The 23,902-nt window shown below is 66.0% G+C and carries 28 protein-coding genes and 1 riboswitch; of the genes, 15 read left to right on the plus strand and 13 right to left on the minus strand.

The window, feature by feature from the left end; genetic code table 11:
• The 4 genes from AC5RU7_RS16270 to AC5RU7_RS16285 form a co-directional block, all read right to left on the minus strand.
• Positions 1-864, minus strand: a complete 864-nt coding sequence (locus AC5RU7_RS16270; RefSeq protein ID WP_494053112.1) for a universal stress protein — start codon at positions 862-864, stop codon at positions 1-3.
• A gap of 273 nt (positions 865-1,137) precedes the next feature.
• Positions 1,138-1,404 (minus strand): YegP family protein, encoded by a 267-nt coding sequence (locus AC5RU7_RS16275; RefSeq protein WP_494053113.1) that lies wholly within the window; start codon positions 1,402-1,404, stop codon positions 1,138-1,140.
• 431 nt (positions 1,405-1,835) lie between these two features.
• Complete coding sequence (locus tag AC5RU7_RS16280; RefSeq protein ID WP_494053114.1) at positions 1,836-2,123, minus strand: DUF5655 domain-containing protein; 288 nt, start codon at positions 2,121-2,123, stop codon at positions 1,836-1,838.
• A 34-nt stretch (positions 2,124-2,157) separates the two neighbouring features.
• Positions 2,158-3,024 (minus strand): universal stress protein, encoded by an 867-nt coding sequence (locus AC5RU7_RS16285; protein WP_494053115.1) that lies wholly within the window; start codon positions 3,022-3,024, stop codon positions 2,158-2,160.
• 436 nt (positions 3,025-3,460) lie between these two features.
• Between AC5RU7_RS16285 and AC5RU7_RS16290 the strand changes: the two genes are divergently transcribed.
• On the plus strand, positions 3,461-5,143 hold the full coding sequence (locus AC5RU7_RS16290; RefSeq protein WP_494053116.1) for a GAF domain-containing sensor histidine kinase: 1,683 nt from the start codon (positions 3,461-3,463) through the stop codon (positions 5,141-5,143).
• A gap of 26 nt (positions 5,144-5,169) precedes the next feature.
• Here the strand turns inward: AC5RU7_RS16290 and AC5RU7_RS16295 are convergent, their stop codons facing one another.
• Positions 5,170-5,793, minus strand: a complete 624-nt coding sequence (locus AC5RU7_RS16295) for a response regulator (protein ID WP_494053117.1) — start codon at positions 5,791-5,793, stop codon at positions 5,170-5,172.
• A 322-nt stretch (positions 5,794-6,115) separates the two neighbouring features.
• On the opposite strand from AC5RU7_RS16295, the gene AC5RU7_RS16300 reads away from it, so the two are divergent.
• On the plus strand, positions 6,116-6,556 hold the full coding sequence (locus AC5RU7_RS16300; protein ID WP_494053118.1) for a universal stress protein: 441 nt from the start codon (positions 6,116-6,118) through the stop codon (positions 6,554-6,556).
• 157 nt (positions 6,557-6,713) lie between these two features.
• Here AC5RU7_RS16300 and AC5RU7_RS16305 read toward each other — a convergent pair whose 3' ends face one another.
• The 4 genes from AC5RU7_RS16305 to AC5RU7_RS16320 are packed head-to-tail and all read right to left on the minus strand — an operon-like array spanning position 6,714 to position 9,934.
• Positions 6,714-7,715 carry a polysaccharide deacetylase family protein gene (locus tag AC5RU7_RS16305; RefSeq protein ID WP_494053119.1) on the minus strand — a complete coding sequence of 334 codons (1,002 nt, stop codon included), beginning with the start codon at positions 7,713-7,715 and terminating at the stop codon, positions 6,714-6,716.
• 13 nt (positions 7,716-7,728) lie between these two features.
• The gene (locus AC5RU7_RS16310; protein ID WP_494053120.1) at positions 7,729-8,187 is read right to left on the minus strand and encodes a universal stress protein; all 459 of its coding nucleotides are present in this window, start codon (positions 8,185-8,187) and stop codon (positions 7,729-7,731) included.
• Complete coding sequence (locus AC5RU7_RS16315; protein WP_494053121.1) at positions 8,184-9,653, minus strand: DUF4389 domain-containing protein; 1,470 nt, start codon at positions 9,651-9,653, stop codon at positions 8,184-8,186. Before AC5RU7_RS16315 ends, AC5RU7_RS16310 begins: the two co-directional genes overlap by 4 nt.
• Positions 9,650-9,934 carry a universal stress protein gene (locus AC5RU7_RS16320; RefSeq protein WP_494053122.1) on the minus strand — a complete coding sequence of 95 codons (285 nt, stop codon included), beginning with the start codon at positions 9,932-9,934 and terminating at the stop codon, positions 9,650-9,652. The genes AC5RU7_RS16315 and AC5RU7_RS16320 overlap by 4 nt, the downstream gene beginning before the upstream one ends.
• 406 nt (positions 9,935-10,340) lie before the next feature.
• On the opposite strand from AC5RU7_RS16320, the gene AC5RU7_RS16325 reads away from it, so the two are divergent.
• From AC5RU7_RS16325 to AC5RU7_RS16350, 6 genes are all read left to right on the plus strand, one after another.
• A complete protein-coding gene (locus AC5RU7_RS16325) occupies positions 10,341-10,553 on the plus strand; it encodes a hypothetical protein (RefSeq protein WP_494053123.1) in 213 nt (70 codons plus the stop codon).
• A gap of 18 nt (positions 10,554-10,571) precedes the next feature.
• Positions 10,572-10,970 (plus strand): hypothetical protein, encoded by a 399-nt coding sequence (locus tag AC5RU7_RS16330; RefSeq protein ID WP_494053124.1) that lies wholly within the window; start codon positions 10,572-10,574, stop codon positions 10,968-10,970.
• Between the two features lie 105 nt (positions 10,971-11,075).
• Positions 11,076-11,504, plus strand: a complete 429-nt coding sequence (locus AC5RU7_RS16335; protein WP_494009310.1) for a hypothetical protein — start codon at positions 11,076-11,078, stop codon at positions 11,502-11,504.
• Positions 11,505-11,846: 342 nt separating this feature from the next.
• Positions 11,847-12,773 carry a ribonuclease Z gene (locus AC5RU7_RS16340; protein WP_494053125.1) on the plus strand — a complete coding sequence of 309 codons (927 nt, stop codon included), beginning with the start codon at positions 11,847-11,849 and terminating at the stop codon, positions 12,771-12,773.
• A 19-nt stretch (positions 12,774-12,792) separates the two neighbouring features.
• Entirely contained in the window at positions 12,793-14,235 is a 1,443-nt protein-coding gene (locus AC5RU7_RS16345; protein ID WP_494053126.1) for an APC family permease, read from the plus strand.
• Positions 14,232-15,707 carry a protein adenylyltransferase SelO gene (locus AC5RU7_RS16350; protein WP_494053127.1) on the plus strand — a complete coding sequence of 492 codons (1,476 nt, stop codon included), beginning with the start codon at positions 14,232-14,234 and terminating at the stop codon, positions 15,705-15,707. Before AC5RU7_RS16345 ends, AC5RU7_RS16350 begins: the two co-directional genes overlap by 4 nt.
• Positions 15,708-15,841: 134 nt before the next feature.
• On the opposite strand, the gene AC5RU7_RS16355 is transcribed toward AC5RU7_RS16350, so the two are convergent.
• The gene (locus AC5RU7_RS16355; protein WP_494053128.1) at positions 15,842-16,705 is read right to left on the minus strand and encodes a LysM peptidoglycan-binding domain-containing protein; all 864 of its coding nucleotides are present in this window, start codon (positions 16,703-16,705) and stop codon (positions 15,842-15,844) included.
• Between the two features lie 3 nt (positions 16,706-16,708).
• Positions 16,709-16,879: riboswitch (cyclic di-AMP (ydaO/yuaA leader) on the minus strand.
• Between the two features lie 280 nt (positions 16,880-17,159).
• Between AC5RU7_RS16355 and AC5RU7_RS16360 the strand changes: the two genes are divergently transcribed.
• The 4 genes from AC5RU7_RS16360 to AC5RU7_RS16375 are packed head-to-tail and all read left to right on the plus strand — an operon-like array spanning position 17,160 to position 19,901.
• A complete protein-coding gene (locus AC5RU7_RS16360) occupies positions 17,160-18,512 on the plus strand; it encodes an aggregation-promoting factor C-terminal-like domain-containing protein (RefSeq protein ID WP_494053129.1) in 1,353 nt (450 codons plus the stop codon).
• 21 nt (positions 18,513-18,533) lie between these two features.
• Positions 18,534-18,890: a TraR/DksA family transcriptional regulator gene (locus AC5RU7_RS16365; protein WP_494009304.1), complete on the plus strand. Its 357-nt coding sequence runs from the start codon at positions 18,534-18,536 to the stop codon at positions 18,888-18,890.
• Positions 18,887-19,474: a DNA alkylation repair protein gene (locus AC5RU7_RS16370; RefSeq protein ID WP_494053168.1), complete on the plus strand. Its 588-nt coding sequence runs from the start codon at positions 18,887-18,889 to the stop codon at positions 19,472-19,474. The genes AC5RU7_RS16365 and AC5RU7_RS16370 overlap by 4 nt, the downstream gene beginning before the upstream one ends.
• Positions 19,458-19,901 (plus strand): DUF1810 domain-containing protein, encoded by a 444-nt coding sequence (locus AC5RU7_RS16375; RefSeq protein ID WP_494053130.1) that lies wholly within the window; start codon positions 19,458-19,460, stop codon positions 19,899-19,901. The genes AC5RU7_RS16370 and AC5RU7_RS16375 overlap by 17 nt, the downstream gene beginning before the upstream one ends.
• A 3-nt stretch (positions 19,902-19,904) precedes the next feature.
• On the opposite strand, the gene AC5RU7_RS16380 is transcribed toward AC5RU7_RS16375, so the two are convergent.
• Together AC5RU7_RS16380 and AC5RU7_RS16385 are read right to left on the minus strand one after the other, a co-directional pair.
• Positions 19,905-20,798, minus strand: a complete 894-nt coding sequence (locus AC5RU7_RS16380; RefSeq protein ID WP_494053131.1) for a glucose 1-dehydrogenase — start codon at positions 20,796-20,798, stop codon at positions 19,905-19,907.
• Between the two features lie 88 nt (positions 20,799-20,886).
• Positions 20,887-21,393: a metallophosphoesterase family protein gene (locus AC5RU7_RS16385; RefSeq protein ID WP_494053132.1), complete on the minus strand. Its 507-nt coding sequence runs from the start codon at positions 21,391-21,393 to the stop codon at positions 20,887-20,889.
• A gap of 74 nt (positions 21,394-21,467) precedes the next feature.
• Here AC5RU7_RS16385 and AC5RU7_RS16390 point away from each other — a divergent pair, with 74 nt between their 5' ends.
• Together AC5RU7_RS16390 and AC5RU7_RS16395 are read left to right on the plus strand one after the other, a co-directional pair.
• Entirely contained in the window at positions 21,468-21,659 is a 192-nt protein-coding gene (locus AC5RU7_RS16390; RefSeq protein ID WP_494009300.1) for a DUF1918 domain-containing protein, read from the plus strand.
• A gap of 50 nt (positions 21,660-21,709) precedes the next feature.
• The gene (locus tag AC5RU7_RS16395; protein ID WP_494053133.1) at positions 21,710-22,240 is read left to right on the plus strand and encodes an NUDIX domain-containing protein; all 531 of its coding nucleotides are present in this window, start codon (positions 21,710-21,712) and stop codon (positions 22,238-22,240) included.
• Here the strand turns inward: AC5RU7_RS16395 and AC5RU7_RS16400 are convergent.
• Positions 22,237-22,914: an endonuclease/exonuclease/phosphatase family protein gene (locus tag AC5RU7_RS16400; RefSeq protein WP_494009298.1), complete on the minus strand. Its 678-nt coding sequence runs from the start codon at positions 22,912-22,914 to the stop codon at positions 22,237-22,239. The two genes, AC5RU7_RS16395 and AC5RU7_RS16400, sit on opposite strands and share 4 nt — an antisense overlap.
• A 176-nt stretch (positions 22,915-23,090) precedes the next feature.
• Between AC5RU7_RS16400 and AC5RU7_RS16405 the strand changes: the two genes are divergently transcribed.
• A complete protein-coding gene (locus AC5RU7_RS16405) occupies positions 23,091-23,894 on the plus strand; it encodes a thioesterase family protein (RefSeq protein WP_494053134.1) in 804 nt (267 codons plus the stop codon).
• The last annotated feature ends 8 nt before the right edge of the window (positions 23,895-23,902 follow it).

The following is a 23,902-nucleotide window of genomic DNA, read 5'->3' on the forward strand; positions in this document are numbered from 1 at the left end:
TCACTCCGCCGGTCCGCGGCGGGAGATGAGGACCGGGCCCCGTGCGTGGTGAAGGACCGCGTGCGCCGTTGAACCGATCGTCTCCCGAAGGAACCCGCGTCCCTGCGTTCCCACCACCAGCATCCTCGCCTGGGCAGAGGCTTTGAGGATGGCGTGCGGTATTGACGTATCAGCCAGGACCGCGCCGTCAACAGGGATACCGGGTGCCAGGGCCCGGGCGCGGGTCAGGGCCGCGCCTAGGACTTTTTCGGCTGCCTCATCCGGGGCAAGTGCGTTATACGGATCCGCCTGCCGGTGCCCGGCAGGCGTGTGCCGGACGTGGACCACCATGAGTCCTGCCCGTGACACTGACGCCATGGCACAGGCATCTTCAAGCGCCGTGGGGGACCCTGATGCGTCGACGGCCACGACGACGGGCCCGGCAGGGTGGATATCGGAGCGGATGACGGCAACCGGGCAGCCGGCTGTGGCGGCCAGTTCGAGGCTCACCGATCCCACCAGCAGGCCAAGGAACCCGCCCAGGCCCCGGCTGCCTACGGCAACCATCAGCTGGCCGGCAGAAATCTGGGCCAGGTGGGATGCTGGCAGCCCGTGCAGCAGCGTCCCCTCAACGTCCAGCCCGGGTACGGCCGCCCTGGCTTTGTCTATTCCTTCCTCAAGGATTGCCTCTGAGGAGCGCTCGAGTCCGCTGTCAGCAATGCCGGGGACCGGGCCCAGGTTCTTCGTCAACAGGGGCCAAATGGAGCAGTGCACCACGTGCAGGGGGCAACCCCGCAGGTCCGCCTGGTGCGCTGCCCAGTGGACTGCTGCCACAGCTTCAGCCGACCCGTCATAGCCGGCAACGATGGCGCCGTTCTCCTGCATCGCTCCCTCATTCCTGGTCCGGGGACCTTAGGCACTGGAAGGGCCTCCGGGGAAGTTCCATCCTGATGTGGTGGGGCACTGCCTATCCCGCTTATCTAAGCAGGCACGGCAAGCCGGGGGAAGCAAGGATGTAGTCCTTCCACCACGGACACCAGGACGTTGGTTGCCGGTCTGGACGAGTCCCTGTCGGTGACGCCTCGGCCGTGACCAGGCCTTGGACGCGGAGGACCTGGGCCCTTTGGGGCTGGATCTACCGTCATGGCCGCCGGGCCTTCAGGCTGCACCGAGGGAACCCGGGGCGCCTACCGCTGGCGAGCGGACCTGCAGGCCCGGGCGTGCTGCGCCGGCGAGGACAAGGGTAGGAGCAAGATCGCGGATCAAACCGGTGCCGGCGCATTCACGGACATCCTTGATGGCAGCCGCAGCGCGGTACTTGTCCGCGTACTGTCCGGATACGGCCAGGACGCTGCCGTCCGGCGCCACAAGCCTGAACCTGATCCGCGAGTCCTCATCGGCAAACAGTTCGAACCTTCCAGCCATAAGTTTGCTCTCCCTCAAGCATCCTGTCTCCGGGCCACTCCGGAGTACGTGGGCACACCGGCATCCGGTGCGGCTGCCCGGACACAACACCCCAGCCATGGTGCATTTTGCCTATTCCCGATGCCATCTGCGCTGGGCGCATGAGTAAGCGAAAAGCACATGGCACGTCCGGCACAAGGAGGACGGACACGGACGAATGCGGCCACGCCCGTGACACGAGGGCGGGTACCGTGCAATCCAAAGCTGAAATCGAACGGCTGATGGCAGTCAGCGACGAGCAAATGGAGCCTACCTAGGACAGGGGGGTTCTGCCGTTGGGCCCGGCTTGCGGCGGTCGCACCGGCCCAGACGGCCGCAAAATAAGCCTCGCGCATCCACTGCTGCACCTCACCATCGAGGGCCCTGCTGTCCATGAGTTCCAGGTGGTGCGTTCAGACGCCGGGGGAAGGGTGGGCCACTTCCTTGAAGCGTGGGGATACGTCATGCCGCGGAAGGGGAATCGAAAGGACCAGTGGAATATTTGACGTGACATACCTGCCCGGCCGCCACAGGTAGGCGAAGCCGCGGCGCCGGCGGAATGAAATCTGGCTCTTGCTGACCCTCACATCCATCGGCCCGAGGCTGGACGGCATGCGTTCCGCCGCCTCATAGATTGCCTTGGCAGAGGGGGAGCCTTCCAGGAAGCGGGCAACCGTCCAGATATCGTCGCGGGGTTCCATTGCCTCACCCCTGCTGCTTTGGCCGTTATGCGGTTTATTTCTTGTGCTCGGATTTCCGCAGGTGCGTGATGATGGTGGCGCAGGGCGGCCGGGTCAGCACGGCATGGGCGGTGGATCCCAGAAGGAGCCGTCCGAAGCTGCCCCTGCCCCGGCTGCCCAGCACCAGGAGCCTGGCGTTTGAGCCGGCCTGAATCAGGGCATCCGCCGGTTCCAGAACGGTTTCCAGAACGCCATGCACCACGATGTCCGGGTACTGCTGCCTGAGCCCCGCCACAGTTTCGGACAGGACAACCTGTTCCTCCTCAAGGACATGGGCGGCGAACCTGCTGGAGGGGAGGCCTGCCTTGATCCAGCGGTTGGGGCCGGTGAAAGCGTAGAGGACTGTTAGTTCCTCGCCCAGCGCGTCCGCCTCGGCCGCGGCGAATGCCACCGCCTGGGTGGACTCCTGGGACCCGTCGACGCCGACCACGACGCCGCGTCCGTTGTCCTGCCCGGGACCAATTACCGCAACCGGCGACTCCGCCACGGCCGCGGCCTGCAGCGCCCTGTCCGTCACTGCGCCGTGTACGTGCCCGCTGGAACCCAGGACCAGCATCGACGCGTTTTTTGAGTAGTCGCCCAGGGATGAACCAATGGCCCCTTCGAGCAGTTCGAGTGAAACCTGCAGCCCCGGCTCCATTTCCTGGACGCGCTCCCCGACTTCCTTGAGCTGGTCACGGCCCGACTGGCGCAGGACGTCGACGTAGGGGAGGGCTTCCCCCACCATCCAACTGTCATCCAGGACATGCAGGAGAACCAAGGGAACTTTGTGCTTTTTCGCCCGAGCAGCCGCCCAAGCCACAGCAGCGTTGGAGGCCGAAGATTCAGTAATGCCGACGGCGATGGGCTTGGCTGTTTCCATGAGGGATCACTTTCTGGTGCTGGTCCTGGCAGCGGATCGAGCGATCAGGTTTCGTCAGTTGTTGCGTCGAACGGCGGCCACCAGTGGGTGGGCGGCGCGATGGCAAACCACCGGCCGCTGATGATGACCTCCAGCAGTCGCGGACTACCAGGCTCTCGATTTCCGGTTCCGCTGCAGCTGTATCCATGGCCGTAGCTTAGGTCCCGGAACCGTTCCGGGATAGGGAAGAAAGTCCCGCGGAATAAACCCGTCTATCAGCGCCTTCCGGCAGTGGCCCGACGGCCTGTTTCCGGCCGTTACCTGATCTTCTACACTGGTGCCATATTTCCCTTCCTGCCACGGGAGGGACAATTCTTCCCGGCGGCGCCGCACGCTCCACCGGTCTGTTGATGGGGACGATCTGCAATGAGGCAGGCTGTCACCAGGAGGTGTGGACATGAGCAGTGACCGGCCCTGGCAGTCCCCGATCAAGGAACGAGCGGAAGACCTTCTCCGCGAGTTCCTTGCCCGTGCAGATGAGCTGCTGGACACCCAGGAACGGATCAATAGCCTGCTCGGGGCGGTGGTGGCGCTCGCGGAGGACCTCAGCTTGGAAGCTGTGCTGGATCGCGTGGTCCAGTCCGCCTGCGTGCTGGTCGGCGCCAGGTACGGCGCACTGGGAGTCATCGGAGAAGACCGCAAGCTGAGCCACTTCATCACGGTGGGGATTGACGAGGAGGGCACCAGGTCCATCGGGGACCTGCCCACGGGCCACGGTGTCCTGGGGCTCCTGATCCGCGAGCCAACGCCGCTGCGGCTGCACGACCTGGGCCAGCATCCGATAGCATCCGGCTTTCCACCGAACCACCCTCCAATGAAGACTTTCCTGGGGGTCCCTGTACGGGTCAGGGACGAAGTTTTTGGAAACCTCTACCTCACGGAGAAGAACGGTGGCCAGGATTTCACACCTGAGGATGAAGACCTTGCGGTCGCTTTGGCAGCAGCCGCCGGTGTAGCGATCCAGAACGCACGCCTCTTCGAAGACAGCAAGCGCCGCCAGAAGTGGCTTGAAGCAGGAATGGAGCTCAGCACCCGCCTCATCATGACTTCCCACACGGCGGACGACGCAGCCCTGGAGCATGTCCTGGAAACCGCTTTGGAAGTTTCCGGTTCCTCCCTTGCGGTAGTCGCCGGCCCGGCTGGTGACGGTGTTCTAAGGTGCCGCGCTTCGCTTGGCACCCAGAGCCTCCAGGCGGGCCAGGAACTCAAGGCTTCCGGGATGGTTGCCAAAGTCCTCGAAACAGGTGAGTCGGCGGTGGCACGGGACCCCCAGGAGTTCTTTGGTGAGGAGGTCACGGAAAAGCTGGGACCCGTCCTCGTCTGCGCGCTTGGCCACAGAGGCAGCGCTAACGGCGCCCTGTTGCTTGCCCGTCCGAAGGGATCATCGGTGTACGCGCAGTCAGACATCGACTCGAGCGCCCTGTTCGGGAGCAGGATTGGCCTGGCACTCGACCTGGCACGGGTCAATGCCCTCCGCGAACAGAACCTGCTGTTCACTGACAGGGAACGCATCGCCCGGGACCTGCACGACCTCGTGATCCAGCGCCTTTTCGCGGCCGGCCTGAGCATCCAGAGCCTGCGGCGCTACACCCTCGATCCGGTGGCCAACGACCGCATTGCAGCCGTCACCTCCGAACTGGACGACACTATCCGGAAATTGCGGGACACCATTTACTCCCTCCGGACAGGCGAGGAGGAACGGGAGCCCCTGACCGGCCGGATCCTGCGGGTCGTTCGGGACAACTCTCGCAGCTACCCTGTAGACCCCACTGTGTCCCTCAACGGGCCGGTGGATTCGTTGCGGGAGGATCTGACGGCGCATCTGCTGCCCGTCCTCACGGAGGGCCTGAGCAACGCATTGAGGCACTCCGGGGCCGGGGCGATCAACGTTGCTGTGACCGTCACGGCGGACCAGGTCCAGCTTGTCATCAGCGACAACGGCCAGGGTTTCGAGGAGCCGGGAAAGACAAGCGGCCTGGCGAATATGCGGCACCGGGCCGAGCTGCTGGGCGGCACCTGTTCCATTGACAGTGCACCCGGCGAGGGCACCCGGGTGACGTGGTGTGTCTCCGGCAAGTGACCGCACGTATGCCGCGGGATTAACGCTCAGGACGAGTCCGGTACGTTCCGGGTGACATAGACCGCCGCCTGGGTCCGCCGTTCAAAGCCCAGCTTCGCGAGGATCGAGGAGACGTAGTTCTTCACGGTCTTTTCCGCCAGGAACAGGTCATCGCCTATCTGCCGGTTCGTCAAGCCCTGGCCGATCAGGGCCAGGACTTTCTTCTCCTGCGCGCTGAGGGCCTCCAGCCGCGGGTCTGTCGGCGCATGGGACAGTCCTGCCATCACCCGCTGCTCCACCCCCGGTTCAAAGAGGAACTCACCTGCCGCAGCCCTGCGGATTCCGTTAAGGAGGTCATCACTCCTGATCTGCTTGAGGATGTAGCCCGATGCCCCGGCAAGGACCGCGCCCCGGAGTGCCTGCTCGTCGTCGTAGCTTGTCAGGATGAGGCAGCGCAGGCGGGGGTCGAGGGAACGCACGTCGCGGCATACCTCGATGCCGGTGCCGTCCGGAAGGCGTCCGTCCAAAATTGCGATGTCCGGGTGCAGCGCGGGTATCCGGCGCGTGGCCTCGGCAGCAGAACCGCTTTCGCCGACCACAAGGAAACCCTCGCCTTCGAGCAGATCCTTGAGTCCCTGCCTGACGAGTTCGTGGTCATCGAGGATGAACACCCGAACCGGTCCTTGGGGCTCCGGACTGTTTCCCGGTCCTGTCTCTTCCCTTTGCACGCCGCACTCCCAAATTGTTCCGGCCCCCAGCCTGCACCTTTCGTGTGGGGCAGCCCTCCGGAAGGGGGCTGATCCCATTCTTTCCTGCTCCGTCATCCTCTGGAAGGGACCAAAGTCCGGTCTCATTCAGCGCCCTCGGACAATGGCCGTACCCTGGCCAGTCCGGACGCATGGGCCACGTGGCCCGCGGTGACCTTCGGCCCTACCCCCGCAAGCCTGTCGTCGGGCACTCTGGGGGAGAGGCGTCACAAAGGATGGGAAGCTGATGACTGCAACCGAGGGGACCCCCAGGATTATTGCCGGAGTGGACGGATCCGAGGCCTCCGTGGAGGCGCTGCGCGTTGCGGCCACGCTGGCGGAACCGCTTGGTGCCACGGTGGAAGCGTGGGCATGCTGGGATGTCCCGGCCGGGTACGGGGTGTATCTGGCGGTAGGGATTGAAGGTTTCAAATACGCCGCCGAACAGGTGTTGCAGCAGGCCCTCACGGATGCCTTTGGTGACAAGCGGCCGGCCACTGTCCGGCCACGGCTGGTGCGTGGCAAACCCGGCCCCCTGCTGATTGACGGGAGCCGGAGCGCCTTGCTCCTCGTTGTCGGACGGCGCGGGCACGGCGGCTTCGTGCCTGGGTCGGTCAGCACCGCGTGTGTGAGCCATGCGCACTGTCCCGTCCTGGTTGTCCACGCCCCGGAGGCGGCGAGGGCTTAGGAGGCAGCAAAGCAAGCCGGGGCCGATGCCTCTCAGTGACGGCCGGCGTCGTGCCCGTGTCCGTGGCGGGCGGCCTCTCCCGTCAACTCGTGGAGTCCCTCCACCGCTTCGGCCAGCGACCGCCCGGATGATGCGGCGATGAAGGAGGGCGAAGATCCTACTGCGCAAGTAAAGCGTCGAGGGTGGCAAAGCCGTAACCTGCCGCGCTGATCCGGTCGATCACCTGCGGCAGGGCGTCAGCATCAAGGGTGCTGCCGTCGTCCGGGTTTGAGCCGATATGCATGAGGACAATTTCGCCTGGTTGCAGCGCAGCCATGACCCGGTCGGAGACCGTCTGGGCGCTGATGCCCCCGCTGGTCCCCTTCCAGCCAAGTGTGTCCACCGACCATCGGACGGCGGCGTAGCCAAGGTCGTTGACCACGTCGATGGTCCGCGCATCCCGTTCCCCGAAAGGAAAGCGGAACAACGGCCTCGGGTCGGCGCCGGCGGCCAGGATGGCTTCCTCAGCCCCGCGGACCTGCTCCACAATCTGGGCATCGCTGAGCCCGGTAAAACCGGGGTGGGTCATGGAGTGGTTGCCCACGCGGTGCCCTGCTGAGACGATCTGCCGGACTCCGTCCGGATTGTTCGCGGCCCAGTTTCCGGTGAGGAAGAATGTTCCGGCCACTCCTTTGGCAGACAGCGTCGACAGGATCCTCGGCAGGCCTGCCGCGTTGGCTCCGGCGTCAAAGGTCAGCGCCACGACGCGCCCGGCGCCGGGGATAGCTGTCAGGTCCTGGTTGCGCAGCCCGGCAGGCAACGGGTCCTGCGGCGGAACGGTGTCCGGGGCGGGTGGCGTAGTAGCGGGTACGGGAGGCACGGTGACCGGCGGCTGCACCGGAGTCTGTCCTGCCTCCGGGGTCTCGGTCCCGGTTGGCCCGGGGTGCGACGGCGTGGCAGACGGGCTGGACGGCGTGGGGAAGGCGGTGCCGCTGGCGGCCGCGCCCGTCGGTGACGGTCCGGCCGGGGGCTGGGGGCTCCCCGCGGGGCGCTGGAGCAGGACGGCCAGGACGACGGCGACGAGCACCAAGGCGGCCGCGATCCCGATGGCGGCTGCCCGCCGTCGTCCAGTGCTTGGCTGCGGACCTGCTGGCGGTCCGCCGATAACCGGCCCGCTCATTCGGTTTCCTCCCTTAGTGCCCGCCCTGGCCGGATTCGGGCGTGTGGACCACCAGCACCGGGCAATGGGCATGGGACACGAGGGCCGAACTGACGGATCCGAGCAGCAAGCCCCCGAAACCTCCGTGGCCCCGCCGTCCAACCACCACCATGTCCGCGTCCCGGCTGGCTTCGATCAGGGACTCGCGCGGGTGCCCCCGGACCAGGCTCACAACGATGTTCGACGGCGTCTCCGGGCCGAATGCTGTTGTCACCGCCTCGTCAAGGATCTGCCCGGCGCGTTCTTGGAAGCCTTCAATGCCCATCATGACGTAGCCGGCGTACACCTGGGGGTAGTCCCAGTAGGCGGTGGCGAGGACCTTGGCGCCCAGGGGCAGCGCCAGGCGCTGGGCCTGCCGGAGCGCCTCGACGGACGGCTCTGACCCGTCGACGCCCACGAGAATCCGGGCAAATGGTGTTTCCGCTGTGCTCATTTCAGCTCCTCAGGTGGCGGCGGTGGTCCCTCGTATTTTGTCGCGGCGGTTGCCGGAGGGGTAGGGCCGAAGGTCCGCCTGCTTTCCCCGGGTCCCTGGTCGAGCCGGAAGGGAGGGTACTCATCACGCATCAGGGCCGTGTAGGCCATGACGCGGTAGATCCAGCGGTTGATGCCGAGAATCAGGTCGAACAGCGGGCGCTGGTAGCGGCCGGTGAAGAGCAAGGCCACCACTGCCACCAGGACCAGGATTCCCAGCAGGGACAAGCCGGTACCCCGTTCATAGGTGGTTCCGAGGTCTTCGCTTTCTGCCTGCCAGGTCCAGGTGGTGCCGGCGAGGGCGGCAACGATCAGCAGGTGCGGAATGGACAGGAGCCACCACTTAACGAGCACGAGGCCGCGGGAGGGCCTTTCGGGGTAGTCCACCTCGAAGTCCGCCGGGTAGGCGGTGCGTGCCAGGGTAAAGGGCGGGTAGAGGTCGGTGCCTGCTGCGGCGTAGGCGTAGAACGCCACCCTCCAGTTCCAGCGCATGACCCCGACGTTGAAGTCGAACAGGGCCCGCGGGTAGCGGCCAGTGAACAGGATGGCGAACCCTGCCACGATGGTGGTCACGAGGAACGCGAACCACAGGAAGACCAGGACGATGAAGTGCGGAATGGCCAGGAACCACTTCACCAGCCACATGGCCCGTGACAAGGCGGGATCCAGCTCCCCGATGAGCTTCGCCGGGTACGGAGCCCGGTCGTCCGGTTCGCCATGGTGCACTGGCAGCTGCGGTCCGCGAGACTGCGCGCCGGCATGGCGCCCCAGTCCCACCGCTCCCAAAACCAGCAGGGGGATGCCGACGGCGAGCGCGACAGCGCCTGCCACCAGCAGACCGCTGGCGGCAGGCCGGAACAGATCGGAGCGGAAACCTGCCTGCACGCGGGCATCGATGCCCGGGCCGGCGTCGGCATTCATGATGACGATCGCCCAGCTCCCGGCAGCCAAGTCCCAGGTCAGCTCCTGTTCACCGGAGCCTGCAACGGATGCGTTCCAGAACTGTTGCTCCCGGGGAGGTGCCGGCGTGCCGGTGCCGGGAATGTCACGGTATTCAGCCCGGAAGGGCCGGCTGTCCACCTCAAGCAGCTCGGAATGGTGCACGCCGGACAGGTAGCGCTCTACATCTGCCTGGGGAGCAATCCCAATGAAGATCTCCTTGCCTGCATCAACGGATGTTGCACGCAGCCTAAGCGTGCCGACGTCGAAAGGCAGCCGGGGTGGAACGTCCTCGCCCACGGCATCAAGCCCGGGCGAGGTGAGGGCATGGGAACCGACGGAGAGACGTGCGGTGCCGGACGTTAAGTATCCGTCGCCTTGGACGGACCCCACCACCGAGGCCACTGCTCCTGCGGCCAAAATGGTGGCGCCGACGATCGAGACAAGGATGCCGAAAACGAGAAGGATGACTGCACCGGTCTTCTTCATGGTGCTGTCCCCGCCACGGCAACCGGAACTTTTGCAGTAGCCGCAACCCGGAGTGCCCTGTCGGCCAGGACACAACCAAGGTGTGTGCTTCCCGATCCCATAACCATCGTGGACGCCTTGCCCGAATACTTGGCGAGCGCGGCCACCTGGCGGTCATCAACGACGTGGAGGACCGCCAGCGGGACATCCGCCGCTTGGGCACGTCGGGCTGCCCACCGGACGGCTGCCTGGCTTTGCACCGCGTCGTTGATGCCGACGGCGACTGGTTCATGGATTGTCATGGCCGTGCTTCCTCGTGTTTTGCCGCGCTGGATACGGTCAACCCTCCCGCCCGGTGGCGGCGTTTTATAGGGCCAAAGGTCACTGGGGGCAGAGGCTGCCAGTCGGGGGCATGGAAGGGACCCGGTGGGTACTTCCACCCTGGGAGGCCGCCGGGTACTCTGGGATGACCGTTAGGAAGTATGCGGCCCGGATGCATTGGGTGAATTACCCCAGCCCCTCGGAGGGATGCCTGGCAGGCGCTCGAACCCGCACCACCTCTCGGATCCACGTTTACGCTCAGGGCGCTTTAAGTGCCCGGGACCGGCATTCCTGCCCCGGAATCAAGTGCGCCCTTCCCGTCTGGCGTTTTCCCGTCCAAACGGCTCGCGCCTCCCTCAATTTTTCGACAACTCAAGAGGAGTCCCCATGGACCCTGGGACAGTTATGGCGCTTGTGGGCGGCTATATCGCTGCCGCAATCGGCGTATTCCTGCTGTACTCGCCGGTCCTCGTCCTGCTGGTAGGCCTGCTGTTGGTCGCAGGGCTGCTGCAGCTGCTGGCGTGGCCTTTCCTTGTCCTGTTCCGCAAATTGCGCAGGAAGCCGGAACCGCCCTCGGACGGATCCTGGCTGCTGCACTGATCCAGCAGAAGGAGCATCATGACGGCTCCACAGCCGGAAGTTGAAGCTTTCTTCGACCGGTATGCCGCCTCACTGTTGGCCCGTGACGAAACCGCGATGTCCCGGCTTTACGCCGTTCCCTCGCTCATCGTCTTTCCCGGCCAGCTGCTCGCCGTGACCGACGCCCGCCAGACTGAGCAGTTTTTTGCCTCTGCCTGGCCGCAGTACGAAGGCGTCAACCACATCGAGAAGCATGTGGCAGTGCTGGCCCAGGCGCCAGGGAGTGTCTGGGCCGATGTCACATGGTTCTCCGGCGGCAGGGCCCGTGAGCGGTTCTGCTACCAGCTCGTGGAGGGGGCCGGCGGCTACCAGGTGGCTGTGCTGACGCCCATGGCGGTGGACGACGGTCAGGCGGAACCTGCAGCTCCGAAAGCATAGGCCGGCAGCACAAGTGGTGGGAGCGGGCAGTGCGTGGTTCACATCCCGGCCTTTTCGTCAGTATGCTTACTATTGTTCGCCGGAGTTCAAGAGAAAGGCATCACCATGACTGAACAGAACCTCCCCGATGACAACCTCGAGGTGGTCGAGGAGAACGATGTGCTCCTTGATGAGACTCCCGGCGCCGGCGCGTCCCTGGAACTGGATCCCGTCAAGGGTCCGGACAGCTACCCCGGCGCGGCGGAGGACAACCCGGACCGCTGGCAGGAGGATCCGCTTCTCCAGGGAGAGGCTGTTTCGGGTGAAGAGGAGGATTTCCTGAGTGATCAGACGCTGCGCGACGAGACGGCGGAAGCCAGGTACAACGCTGGGGATGAGCAGGTGCCGCCGGATGCGCCCACCCTCGGTGAAGCCGTGGCGGACGTGGACTTCGGTGAGAACCCGACGGGCCTCGAGGCTGAAGCAAGTGACGACACCGAGAACTTCGGCGGGTCGCCGCTCAGCGAATTCGACCCCGAGGACCTGGAGCGCTGACATCTAGGATGGGGCCTTGGACCCTAGCCGAAAACGGAATCACGACTAGACTAATAAGTAGGCTGATGAATATCAGTTGGTAGATCAGGACTAAGGGAGTTTCACATGAACTTGGGAAGCATGATCAGGAATGCCGCTGGACGATTCTCAGGCAGGACCGGAACCAGTGGAACAGTCCGCGGTACCGGGATGAATGCCGCCAGGCGGACGCCCCATGCAACGGGCGGCAGGACCGGCGGCATGGCCCACAAGATTATGGGAATGCTCAGGCGGCACTAAAACCACCAAACCAGGAAGCAGGTCCCGGATACGTCCGGAACCTGCTTTTTGGTCCTTTCAGACATGCGTGAACTCGTCATCCTCGGCACCGCATCCCAGGTCCCCACCCGCAGCAGGAACCACAATGGATACCTGCTGCGCTGGGACGGCGAGGGGCTGCTCTTCGATCCGGGCGAAGGAACGCAGCGGCAAATGATCCACGCTGGTATCCCGGCTACCCAGATCACCAGGATCTGCCTCACTCACGTCCATGGCGACCACTGCTACGGTCTTCCCGGCGTACTGTCCAGGATGGCCCTCGACGGTTTGGGGCACCCCGTTCACCTTCACTATCCGCGTGCCGGCGAGGACGTGGTCCGTGCCCTGGTCTCCGTGAGTTCGCCCGGCATCGACCTGCGCCTGCACCCCCATGGGGGAGCGGGGATCATCGCTGACGGACTGGAGATCCGGCCGCTGAAGCACCGCATCGATACCTACGGCTACAGGCTGGTGGAACCGGACGGCAGGACCCTGCTGCCAGACCGCCTGGCGGCAGCGGGCATCGCGGGCCCCGACGTCGGGCGCCTCCAGCGTGAAGGAACCCTCAACGGCGTCAGTCTCGAGGCCGTCAGCATCCATCGGCCCGGCCAGCGCTTCGCCTTCGTCATGGACACCGCGCCCTGCGAAGGTGCTGAGGAACTGGCCGACGGCGCCGACCTCCTGGTTGCCGAGTCAACCTTCAGCGATGACGACGCCGGCCTGGCGCAGCAATACCGCCACCTCACCGCCGGGCAGGCAGGGGAGCTGGCGTCGCGCGCCGGTGTCCGCACTCTGGTACTGACGCATTTCTCGTCCCGCTACGGCGACGACGCCACCGTGCTTGCCGCGCAGGCATCCGCACGCGCGGGCACGTCTGCCGTCACGGCCGCCGCGGACCTGCAGCGGATTCCCTTTCCGCAGCGGCGCAGCCCCGTGTCGACCTGGCACGCATCTTCCAGTCCCACCACCTGATCCGGCAAGGAGGCCGACAATGAGCGCCACATCCGAGGAAGTCCAGGGCGTTACTCCGCAGGGCAGGGAGCCCGAGCTGAAACGGGTCCTTGGCCCCAAGCTCCTCCTGCTCTTCATCGTGGGGGACATCCTTGGCGCCGGCGTCTACGCCGTGACGGGCACCATGGCCGGGACGGTGGGCGGGATTGTCTGGCTGCCGTTCCTCCTGGCCTTCGTGGTGGCGACGCTGACGGCCTTTTCCTACCTGGAGCTGGTCACCCAGTATCCCCAGGCGGCAGGCGCCGCCTTGTACACGCACAAGGCGTTCGGCATCCACTTCGTCACGTTCCTGGTGGCATTCGCGGTGGTCTGCTCGGGCATCACCAGCGCCTCAACCTCGGCCAATGTCCTGGCACAGAATTTCTTCGGCGGGCTGGAGGTCAACGGGGTCATGGGTGATCCCGGCCAGGGCATGATCACCGCCGTCGCCCTGGCATTCATGCTCCTGCTGGCCGCCATCAACCTGCGGGGTGTGGGGGAGAGCGTCAAGTTCAACGTGGTGCTCACCGTGGTGGAAATGGTGGCGCTGTGCATCGTGATCGGCGTCGGGTTCTTCGTCATGGCGCAGGGCACAGGCAACCCCGGCGAGATCTTCGTCTTCAGCGACTACCAGGACAAGGGCCTGTTCCTCGCCGTCACCGCCGCCACCTCCATCGCCTTCTTCGCCATGGTGGGCTTTGAGGACTCGGTGAACATGGTGGAGGAAACGCGCAATCCCGAGAAGATCTTCCCCCGGACCATGCTGACCGGCCTCGGCATCGCCGTGCTCCTTTACATGCTGGTTGCAGTGTCCGTAGTCAGCGTGCTGACACCCACAGAACTGGAGGGAATCCGCGAAGCCGAAGGCGCGGCACTGCTCGAAGTGGTGCATAAGGGCTCACCGGACTTTCCCATCGATAGGGTCTTCCCGTTCCTGGCCGTCTTCGCCGTGGCCAATACTGCGTTGATCAACATGCTCATGGCCAGCCGGCTGATCTACGGCATGGCCCGGCAGCAGGTCCTGCCGCGTCCCCTGGGCAAGGTCCTGCCCGTTCGCCGCACCCCGTGGGCCGGCATCGCCTTCTCCACGGTCCTTGCCCTGGGACTCATCCTCTATGTGGCCAGCGATCCGGAAAGCAACATCGTCGCCAACCTTTCCGGCACAACGGCATTCCTGCTGCTGTGCGTCTTCACCGTGGTGAACGTGGCATGCCTGGTGCTGCGCCGGAAGCGGGATCCGAACCGTAAGGTCTTTTTCACCTCGCCCGGCCCACTGCCCCTGGTGGCAGCCATCCTGTGTGCTTTCCTTGCCGGCCCATGGGTGGGACGCAACGTGATCCAGTACCAGATAGCCGGCGGGCTGATGGCAATCGGCGTGATCCTGTGGCTTGTCACCTGGCTGATCAACCGACGGACCAACCGCGGGGATAGGGTTAACCCATGACTACCGCTGCAGAATCAACGGTCATCCTCGAAAGCCGTTTCGCCAGCGAACTGGCAGACATGGCTGTTCCCTGGCAGGCGGAGGAAGCTCCGGAGCCCCGGCTCCTGGTCTTCAACGACGCCCTCGCGGAAGAGCTCGGGCTTGATGCCCGCTACCTGCGCAGCGCGGAGGGGGTGCGGTTGCTGCTGGGCAACCACGTGCCGGAGGGGGCAGCGCCGGTGGCCCAGGCCTACGCCGGGCACCAGTTCGGCGGATACTCACCCCTCTTGGGGGACGGGCGGGCCCTCCTGCTTGGCGAGATCCTGGACGCCAACGGCCGCCTGCGCGATATCCACCTCAAAGGCTCGGGCCGCACACCATTTGCGCGGGCAGGTGACGGGCGTGCCGTCGTCGGGCCCATGCTCCGGGAATACCTCGTCAGTGAGGCAATGCACGCGCTGGGGATTCCCACCACCAGGTCTCTCGCCGTCGTCGGCACCGGACGCCTGGTGCGCCGGGACGAGATGCTGCCCGGGGCAGTCCTGGCTCGGGTGGCCAGCAGCCACCTGCGGGTGGGGAGTTTCCAGTATGCGCGGGCCACGGACAACCTGGAGCTGCTGCGCCGCCTGGCGGACCACGCCATCAGCCGGCATTACCCCGCCGCCGCGGAAGCTGAGAATCCGTACCTTGCGCTTTTCCGGGCGGTGGTGTCGGCCCAGGCCGCGCTGGTGGCGCAATGGATGCTGGTGGGATTCGTCCACGGCGTGATGAACACGGACAACATGACCATTTCCGGCGAGACCATCGACTATGGGCCCTGTGCGTTCATGGACGACTTCAATCCCGCCGCCGTCTACAGTTCCATCGATGTGGGCGGGCGGTACGCCTACGCCAACCAGCCTGTTATTGCCGAATGGAACCTGGCGCGCCTCGCCGAGTCGATCCTTCCGCTGATCAACGAGGACCAGGAGCAGGCCGTCGCTCCCGCCGTGGAGGCGCTGGGCGAATTCCGCAGGCAGTACAGCGATGCTTGGTTCGACGGGATGAGGACCAAGCTGGGCCTGCCCGCCAGCCCCGCCGGAAGCCCTGAGGCCGAAGCGGCATCCGAACTGGTGGACGGGGTGGTTGCGATCCTGAAGGACGGCCCGGTGGACTACACGCGGTTCTTCCGCAACCTGGGCGAAGCAGCGCGCGGAAATGAAAGGCCTGTCCGGGGCATGGTCATGGACCTGGCAGCATTCGACGCCTGGGCCGGGCGCTGGCGGTCCATGAAGCCGGATGCGGACCGGATGGACCGGGTGAATCCCGTGTACATTCCGCGCAACCATCTGGTGGAAGAGGCGCTCGCTGCGGCCACCGGCGGCGACCTGGAGCCGCTTACCAGGCTCCTTGAAGCAGTGGGCTCCCCTTACGAAGAGCGACCCGGGCTGGAACGCTACGCCGAAGGCGCGCCGGAAGATTTCGGCAAGTACATGACGTTCTGCGGCACGTGACAGGCTGCGCCGCAAAGTGGCGGGGGGTCCCGGTGGCAACACGTTAACACGGCAAGGGCGGCAGCCGGGGTCTTCCCGGCTGCCGCCCTTATGTGCGCAGCTCTTGGTGCGGCTGCTTCAGTTGCGCGGGGTAACTACGCTACCCGGACGAAGGAAGCTCCGCCGAGCCAGCTGATGGAGTGGACTTCGGTCTTGTAGCCGTCCACGCCGCCGCTGACAACCTGGCCGTCGCCGGCGTACACGCCCACGTGGCCTGCAGTGATCACCAGGTCGCCGGGGGCGGGGGTGCCCACGGTGGTGCCGTACTGGTAGAACTGGCCGGGAGCCAGGTCACCGACGGACTTGCCGACGGAGCGGAGGGCCTTCTCCACCATGGCGGTGCAGTCCTGCTGCACGCCCAACTGGCCGTAGGCGGAAGCCAGGATGGCTGCACCCGTGCCGGTGCCGGTCGCGGCAGGTGCGGGGGCCGGGGCCGGAGCCGGAGCCGGGGCAACGGCCGCGGAGGCATAGTTCATGGTGGAGCCGGTGTTCGCCAGGGCAGGTGCGGCCTGGGCAGGAGCAGCGGCAGGTGCCACGTAGCCGGCGCCCGGAATGGTGATCTGGTCACCGGGGTAGATGATGGTGGAGATGTCCAGGCCGTTGGCGGCCAGCACATCGTTCAGGCTGACGCCGTGAGCGGCCGAGATGGCGCCCAGGGTGTCTCCGGAAACCACGGTGTAGACGTTGCCGGCGGCAGGGGCTGCGGCAGCGGGGGCAGCCACTGCGGCTGCCGGAGCGCTGGACGCCTGGACGCTAGCGGTTTCGGTGGTATCCGGGCCGGTCACGCCTGCATGGGCGGGAGCTCCAACACCGAACGCAATGCCGGACGCAGCGGCAACTGCGAGCATCGGACGGCTGAGCGTCCGTGCCTGGGACTTTGCGGAAGCAGCCAAGCCCTGGAGCGCGATTGAGCGGGCCGGAGTTGCGCGGTGACGGGCGGTAGGGAAATTTTTTGACACGTGTGATCGCCTCTCCCATGCCTGCGGGGTGAGCTGTCGGGTTCGGGTTGGAGATACCCGGCCGAAGGCAACCGCCCACAATGGACGGAGGCGCTATCGACTTAACCCCAAGGCCGTAACGGCCGTGGAAACTTGGTTCCCCCGTCCCTGCCAGCTGGAAAGCGATTGAATCCCGGGTCAGTGGCAGGGCTCGGCATACTGATGGGAATGTCCCGATTGGGAGGGACACCTGAAGACCATAACCCGGCCCCGGAGCAATTGTCACGTTTGGGTAACATACGAGGCGCTTCTATCAAATTAAGCAAACGTCTGGAGGTACTAGCACACCTTTCTGACCTCGCGTGATATTTTGCGGCTGGCGTCGCCTGTTATTTATGTCACAAACTTATTAAGGTAGCGGCGGGAGGTCGCCCAACCCTCAACCTAGTGTTGAAACCCGCTAAGCTTCGGAGCTATGCGCCTGATCGGAAGCATGTTCAAGCCCCCGCTGCTGGGAGGGCTGCTGGCACTTGCCCTGGCCGGCCCCGCTGCCCTGCCTCCGGCGGCCGCGGATGAGGCTCCGCCGGGCGGGTACCCATCGTGGGAAGACGTTCAGAAGGCGCAGCAGTCTGAAGCCGGGAAGGCGGCCGAGATCGAGAACATCACAGGCCTGCTTCAAGGCCTGCGGTCCGAGTCCGAAGCGCTCGGGACGGCCGCCGTGGCATCCGCAGCCGACTATGCACTGGCGGATGCCGCCCTGCAGTCCGCAACGGCCAGGGTGGATGCCCTTGCAGGCCAGGCTGCCCAGGCGGACGCGGAGTTGCAGCGGCATCAACAGGCCGTTGGTGCGCTGGCCGCCAGATCGTACAAGACCGGCGGAACCACCATGGGATTCTTTGTGGCACTGGAAGCTTTGGAGAACAACAGCATCCACGGGCTCAACGTCGTTGAGGTGGTGGGAGCCAAGACCGCGGATTTGGTCAGCCGGGCGGAGGCCGCCGGCAAAGCCACCGCTGCGCTGGCGGAGCAGGAAAAGACCGCCAGGGCGGAGCGCGAACGCCTGTCCGGGGAGGCGAAGGCCAAGCTGGACACTGCCCGTTCCGCCCAGGACGCGGTGGCCCGGCAGGTCGCCGAAGAGCAGCGGCGCAGCGGAGAGTTGACCGCGCAGCTGGCGTCCCTCAAGGGCACGACGGCGGCGCTCGAGGGCGAATACCGGCAAGGCCAGGCGGCGCTTGCAGCCTATGAGGCGGCGCAGGCTGCCAAGCGAGCGGCTGCCGAGGAGCAGGCCCGCCGGCAGGCAGCTGCAGATGCTGCCCTTGCCGGTGCTCAAAGACCTCCCGCTCCGGCAAACCCGGTCCCGGCAGCGCCGGTGCCAGCGAATCCCGCGCCGCTAAATCCGGCCCCGGTAAATCCTGCTCCCGTGAACCCGGCCCCGGCGAACCCCGCCCCCGTTGCCCCGGCGCCTGCAATCCCCGGCCCGCCCGCCGTCGTCGTGCCCTCCGTTCCAGGCGGCGCAGTCAACGATCCCGCTGCGGCCAAGAGCTACGCCTCCGGCCGCCTTGCAGCCTACGGCTGGGGCCAGGACCAGTTCCTGTGCCTCGCCCAGCTCTGGACCAAGGAATCCAACTGGCTGACCACCGCCACCAACCCCTACTCCGGGGCCTATGGGATTCCGCAGGCCCTGCCGCCCGGCAAGCTGGGAAGCGCCGGCAGCGACTGGCTTACCAGCTACCGTACGCAGATTGAGTGGGGGCTCGGGTATATCCGGGACCGCTACCGTACACCCTGCGCGGCGTGGGACCACTCCGTAGCCAGGAACTGGTACTGAGAGGCGCGCTAGGCTTTCTCCATGCCAGATTTTGAGCGGTTCCGGGTGCTGCTCGAGGAGGAGCGGAAGCGGAAGGCTGCACTGCTTCCGGACCTTCGCGCGGACATCGCCTCGGCCAGTTCGGCACGGCTCAATTCAAACGTCGATGACGAACACGATCCCGAGGGCGCCACGATCGCTTTCGAGCTGTCCCAGGCGGCCGCACTCCTGAAGCAGAGCGCCGCCGGCCTGGACCAGGTGGAGGCCGCCCTCGCCCGGCTGGACGCCGGAACCTATGGCACCTGCGCCGTCTGCGGCGAAGCCATTGCCGAGGGCAGGCTGGAAGCCCGGCCATGGACCGCGTTCTGCATCAACCACGCCGCGGCAGGCCGGCAGTGACAGCGGGGCCGGACATCGTTGCCGCGGCGGCGGAATTCATCGACCGTACGCTGCAGAACGAGGGCTCCTGGTACCGCGCGGACGACGTCGCCACCCGGCTGGGCGGGGTCCTCGCCTCCTACGGAGCCTCCGTGGGCGCTGTCCGGGGAACCGTCCGTGATGCGCTGCGGAAATTCAAAGCCCTGGACCACGATGCCACGGTCCAGCTGGCCTCAGTCCTCTGGGGCCGGCCCAACCCTGGCGCAAGGCCGGTCTTCGAGCGGCGGCTGGCTGCCGTGGTGCTGCTCCAAGCCAAGGCCGGATGGCTCCGCCACTCGGACCTGACCCGGATCGAAGGGTTCCTCCGCTCCGCTTCTACAGCGGAACTGGAAGGCCCCCTCGTGGCCGATGTGGTGGCGCCGCTGCTTGCCGGGCTGCCGGAGCGCGACAGGCAGCGCGCCGATGTGGTGCTGGCGCGGTGGGCCCAGGACCCGCACACCAGCCTGCGCCAGGCTGCAGCAGTACTTGGGCAGCCGCCAGGCGCCGGCTTCCCGCCCGGTCCCAACACCCCCCGACAAGGAGACATCCATGAACGATCCCTATGACCTTGAACGCTTCGTCGCTGCACAGGACAGCGGCGGGACATATGAGCAGGCCTTGTCCGAATTGCAGCTGGGCAGCAAGAGCGGCCACTGGATGTGGTTCGTCTTTCCGCAGATCGCCGGGCTGGGGCAGAGCGCCACCTCGCGGAAGTATGCCATCAGGTCACTGGACGAGGCCCGGGGATACCTTGAGCACGACGTGCTGGGTCCGCGCCTGCTGGAGTGCGCACAGGCCCTGACCAACCACGCCGGGCGCACGGCCGAGGATATTCTGGGCGGCATTGACGCCCGCAAGCTGCAGTCGTCCATGACGCTGTTCCTCCGCGCGGCGCCCGGCGAAACGGTGTTCAAGACCGTTCTTGCACAGTTCTTCGACGGCCAGCCCGACGAAGCCACCGATGAACTGCTCGCCGGGCAGGACCAGGCATAAGAACTACGGGGTGGGGCTGCCGCCGTTGACGTTCAGCGTCTCGCCCAGCACAAAACTGGACTCGGGCGAGGCCAGGAAAACATACGCCGGCGCGAGTTCTGCGGGCTGGCCGGCGCGGCCCAGCGGAGTGGACTGCCCGAACTCCGGCAGCTCCTCCTTGGGCTGGCCGCTGCTGACCTGCAACGGAGTCCAGATGGGTCCCGGCGCCACGGCATTGACACGGATCCCCTTGGGAGCGAGCTGCTGGGCCAGGCCTTTGGTGAAGTTGTTGATGCTGGCTTTGGTGGTGGCGTAGTCCACCAGCGTCGGGGAGGGGTTGTAGGCCTGCACCGAGGTGGTGTTGATGATGGTGGACCCCGCGGGCATGTGCGGAAGGGCTGCCTTGGTCAGCCAGAACATGGCGTAGACATTGGTCTTCAGCGTGTGGTCAAACTGCTCGTCCGTGATGTCCGCGAGGTCCTCCTGGGCCACCTGCTTTCCGGCGTTGTTGACCAGGATGTCCACACCACCCAGGACGGCCACCGCGGTATCCACCACGTCACGGCAGACAGACGGGTCCTTGAGGTCCCCGGGAACCTTCACGGCTTTGCGTCCCGCGGCTTCGATAATGCCCGCAATCCTGGCAGCGTCCTCCTCCTCCTGCGGCAGGTACGACATGACGACGTCGGCCCCCTCCCTGGCGAACGCGATGGCCGCGGCGGCACCGATACCCGAATCCGCACCGGTGACGATTGCCTTCCGGCCTTCCAGCCGTCCCGTGCCGCGGTAAGTTTCCTCACCGAGGTCCGCCTTGGGCGTCAGCTCCGCGTCCAGTCCCGGCTCGGGCTGGTGCTGCTCCGGCGGGGAAATGTGCTCGTAGGCGGTGACCGGATTCCGGAAAGTGTACTGGTCTGTCATGGCGGTCCTCCTGCTGGGTGGATTCCAAGAAGCTAAGTATGCTTACCGTCCCAGCCTAGGCAACCGGCGGCCACCTGCCAACCCGGAACTACTCCCGCGCCACCTCCACCAGGCGCACCTCCGCCAGCCGGCCGCCGTCGACCTTTGCTGTCATGTATGTGCAGGCGGGCTGGCGCCGGCGGTCCGTGGGCGAGCCGGGGTTGAGCAGCCGCAGGCCTGCCGGGGACGTGGTGTCCCAGGGGATGTGGCTGTGCCCGAAGACCAGGACGTCCGTGTCCGGATAGAGCGCCTCGCACCGCAGCTCCCGCCCCTTGGCCTGCCCGGTCTCATGGACCATGGCAAACCGGATGCCGTCCAGGGTGATGTGCGCGGTTTCAGGGAGGCGGGCGCGCAGGTCCGGCCCGTCATTGTTCCCGTAGACGCCCACCAGGTACCGGCTGCGTTCCTGGAATTTGTCCAGGACCCCGGCCTGCACCCAGTCACCGGCGTGGAAGACCACGTCTGCGCTTTCGACGGCGGCCCACACCGGGGCGGGCAGGTCTCTGGCCCGCTTGGGGATGTGGGTATCGGCAACCAGGACGATGTTCAGCGGCATAGGGAAATCCTGCCACGCTGGGCCTGTTCCGGTTCCCGTGAGAGTCGTAATCTGGGGGCTGGGAGGTGATTGCCATGGAGGCAGCGCAGGGCGACCGCATTATCGTCCACGGCCGGCATGTTGGATCCACGGACCGCCACGGGGTGATCCTGGAGGTGCGGGGACAGGACGGAACCCCGCCTTACCTGGTCCGCTTTGATGACGGGCACGAAACCATCATGTATCCCGGCGGTGATTTCGCCGTCGAACGCCCGCACGGCAACTGACGCCCGGCGTGTGCTGGGCCCGGGCATGATGTACCTGTCAGACTGGGCTGATGGATCATTCTCTGGCTTCCGCAGCGTCCACCACCCCGCCCCTCCGCACCGGTCCCCGGGATCCGGGCGACGCCTGGGTGGAGGGGGACCGCGGACGCTTTTGGGGGCGTTTCGGTGCGGCCGGCGTTCTTGCGTTCGATCCGCCCAGGGGGGTGCTGCTGCAGCACCGCGCGGTCTGGAGCCATAACGGCGGAACGTGGGGGTTGCCGGGTGGAGCGCTCCACCAGGGCGAGGAGCCCGTGGCCGGCGCGCTGCGGGAAGCCCAGGAGGAGGCGGCGGTTCCGCCGGAGGGTGTTGACGTGCTGTTCACTTCCCTCCTGGACCTGGGCTACTGGTCCTACACCACGGTGGTGGTGCTGGTGCGGGAGCCGTTCGACCCGGTGATCAGCGATCCCGAGAGCATCGAACTGCTGTGGGTCCCCCTTGACGAGGTGGAGCGGAAGGAACTGCACCCCGGCTTCGCTGCCGCCTGGCCGGACCTGAGGCGACGGCTTGCTGGCGCCGGCCCGTATCCCGGCGGCGCTTGCTAGTAGTCCGGACCGTATTCCGCCGTGACCAGGATGGGCAGGTGGTCCGAGTTGCCGCGCGGCAGCGTCTCTACGTTCTGGATGTCCAGGCCCAGGGACGTGGCAAAGTCGAAGTGGCCCTTGAATACCTTGTACCTGGTGTAGGTGCGCCGGTTGCTGAGGGAGAGGGCATACCCGGAGTTCTTCATGTGGATGTCCAGGTTCTTGGTGAAGAACGGGTAGTTGAAATCGCCCACCATCAGCGTCATCAGGCCTTTTCCCATGCTGAGCAGTTCGGCATGGGCAGCGTGGATCTGCTTGCGCCGGAGCGAATTGGAGGCGGTCAGCGGCGCCGCGTGGAACGAGCCGATCACCAGTTCATGCTGGGTGTCGTTGTCCATCACGCGCACCCCAATCAGCCGTTCGTGCGCCGGAGCCAGGACCCTGTCGTGCATCGACTTCTTCAGGGCGAAGGATTGGGTGTCCAGTGCGGTGAAGCGGCTGGTGCGGTAGTAGACGGCGAGGCCCAAGCGGTTTCCCTTCGTGACATGCGCCAGATGCAGCGGCCCCAGGGTTTCGGGGAGGTCCGTGGCATCCACCTCCTGGAGGCAGAGGGCATCGACGTCATGGTTCCTGGCCAGGGCAAGAAGCTCGCCGCTGGCTTTGTGTTTGCGGAGGTTGTAGCTGATGACGCGCATGGAATACCTCTTTTCGAGGTCGCTGACAGGACCAGTTCCTGAGTCTAGTCCGCTGGCATCATCCAGTCTCAAACATTTCGCTGGCCCAGCATTTCGCGCCGGACCGCTGCTGCCGTTCCGGCGCGAGCGGTTAGAGTTAGTGGCAATTCACTGAAGTTCTCTGCGAAAGGCCAGCGTTGACTGAAGAGTTCCAAGAGCTTGCTGAAGGCAACGCCTACTACCAGGTCCTGGGCGGCGGCCACTTCCGCTCCACCATCCATGCGCAGGGGGCCTGGAACGCCCACGAACAACACATGGCGCCTGCCTCCGGCCTGCTGGCCGAAGCCCTTGAACGCCACCAGCCGCGGGCGGACATGCGGATGGCCCGGCTCAGCTACGAGATCCTGGGACTGATCCCGGGCGGGGAATTCCAGATCGAGACCTCTACGCTGAGGCCAGGGAAGACCATCGAACTGCTGCAGGCAGAGTTGGTGGCTGCGGGCCGGACAGCAATCCGGGCAACCGCTTGGCGGATGATCACCAGCGACACTGCTGCCGTCGCCGCCGTCGAGGATGCGGCCATTCCGGGCCCGGACGACTGCAAGCCCTACGACGGTTCGGCTGTCTGGCCCGGCGGCTACATCCGGTCCCTCGAGATGCGCGTTGCCGAAGGGCACCGGCCGGGCGCCGGCAAGGTGTGGCTCCGCACCGACCACCCGCTGACGGACCGGGAGGACAGTACCGATCTGGCCCGCCTGATGGGCCTGGTGGACACCGCCAACGGGATCGCCGCCCGGGTGCCTCCCGGCAAGGACAGCTACGCCTTCCCCAACCTGGACCTGCAGATCCACATGTACCGGCGGCCCGAAGGGGAGTGGCTGGGGCTGGACAACGCGGTGTCCTTCGGCGGGGACGGGATCGGCCTGACGTCCACGGTCCTGCATGACCGGCAGGGCCCCTTCGGGCGGGCCGAACAGATTTTGACACTGCGCCGTACCTGACCGGCTGC

This window comes from Arthrobacter sp. K410C, from assembly GCF_059090105.1.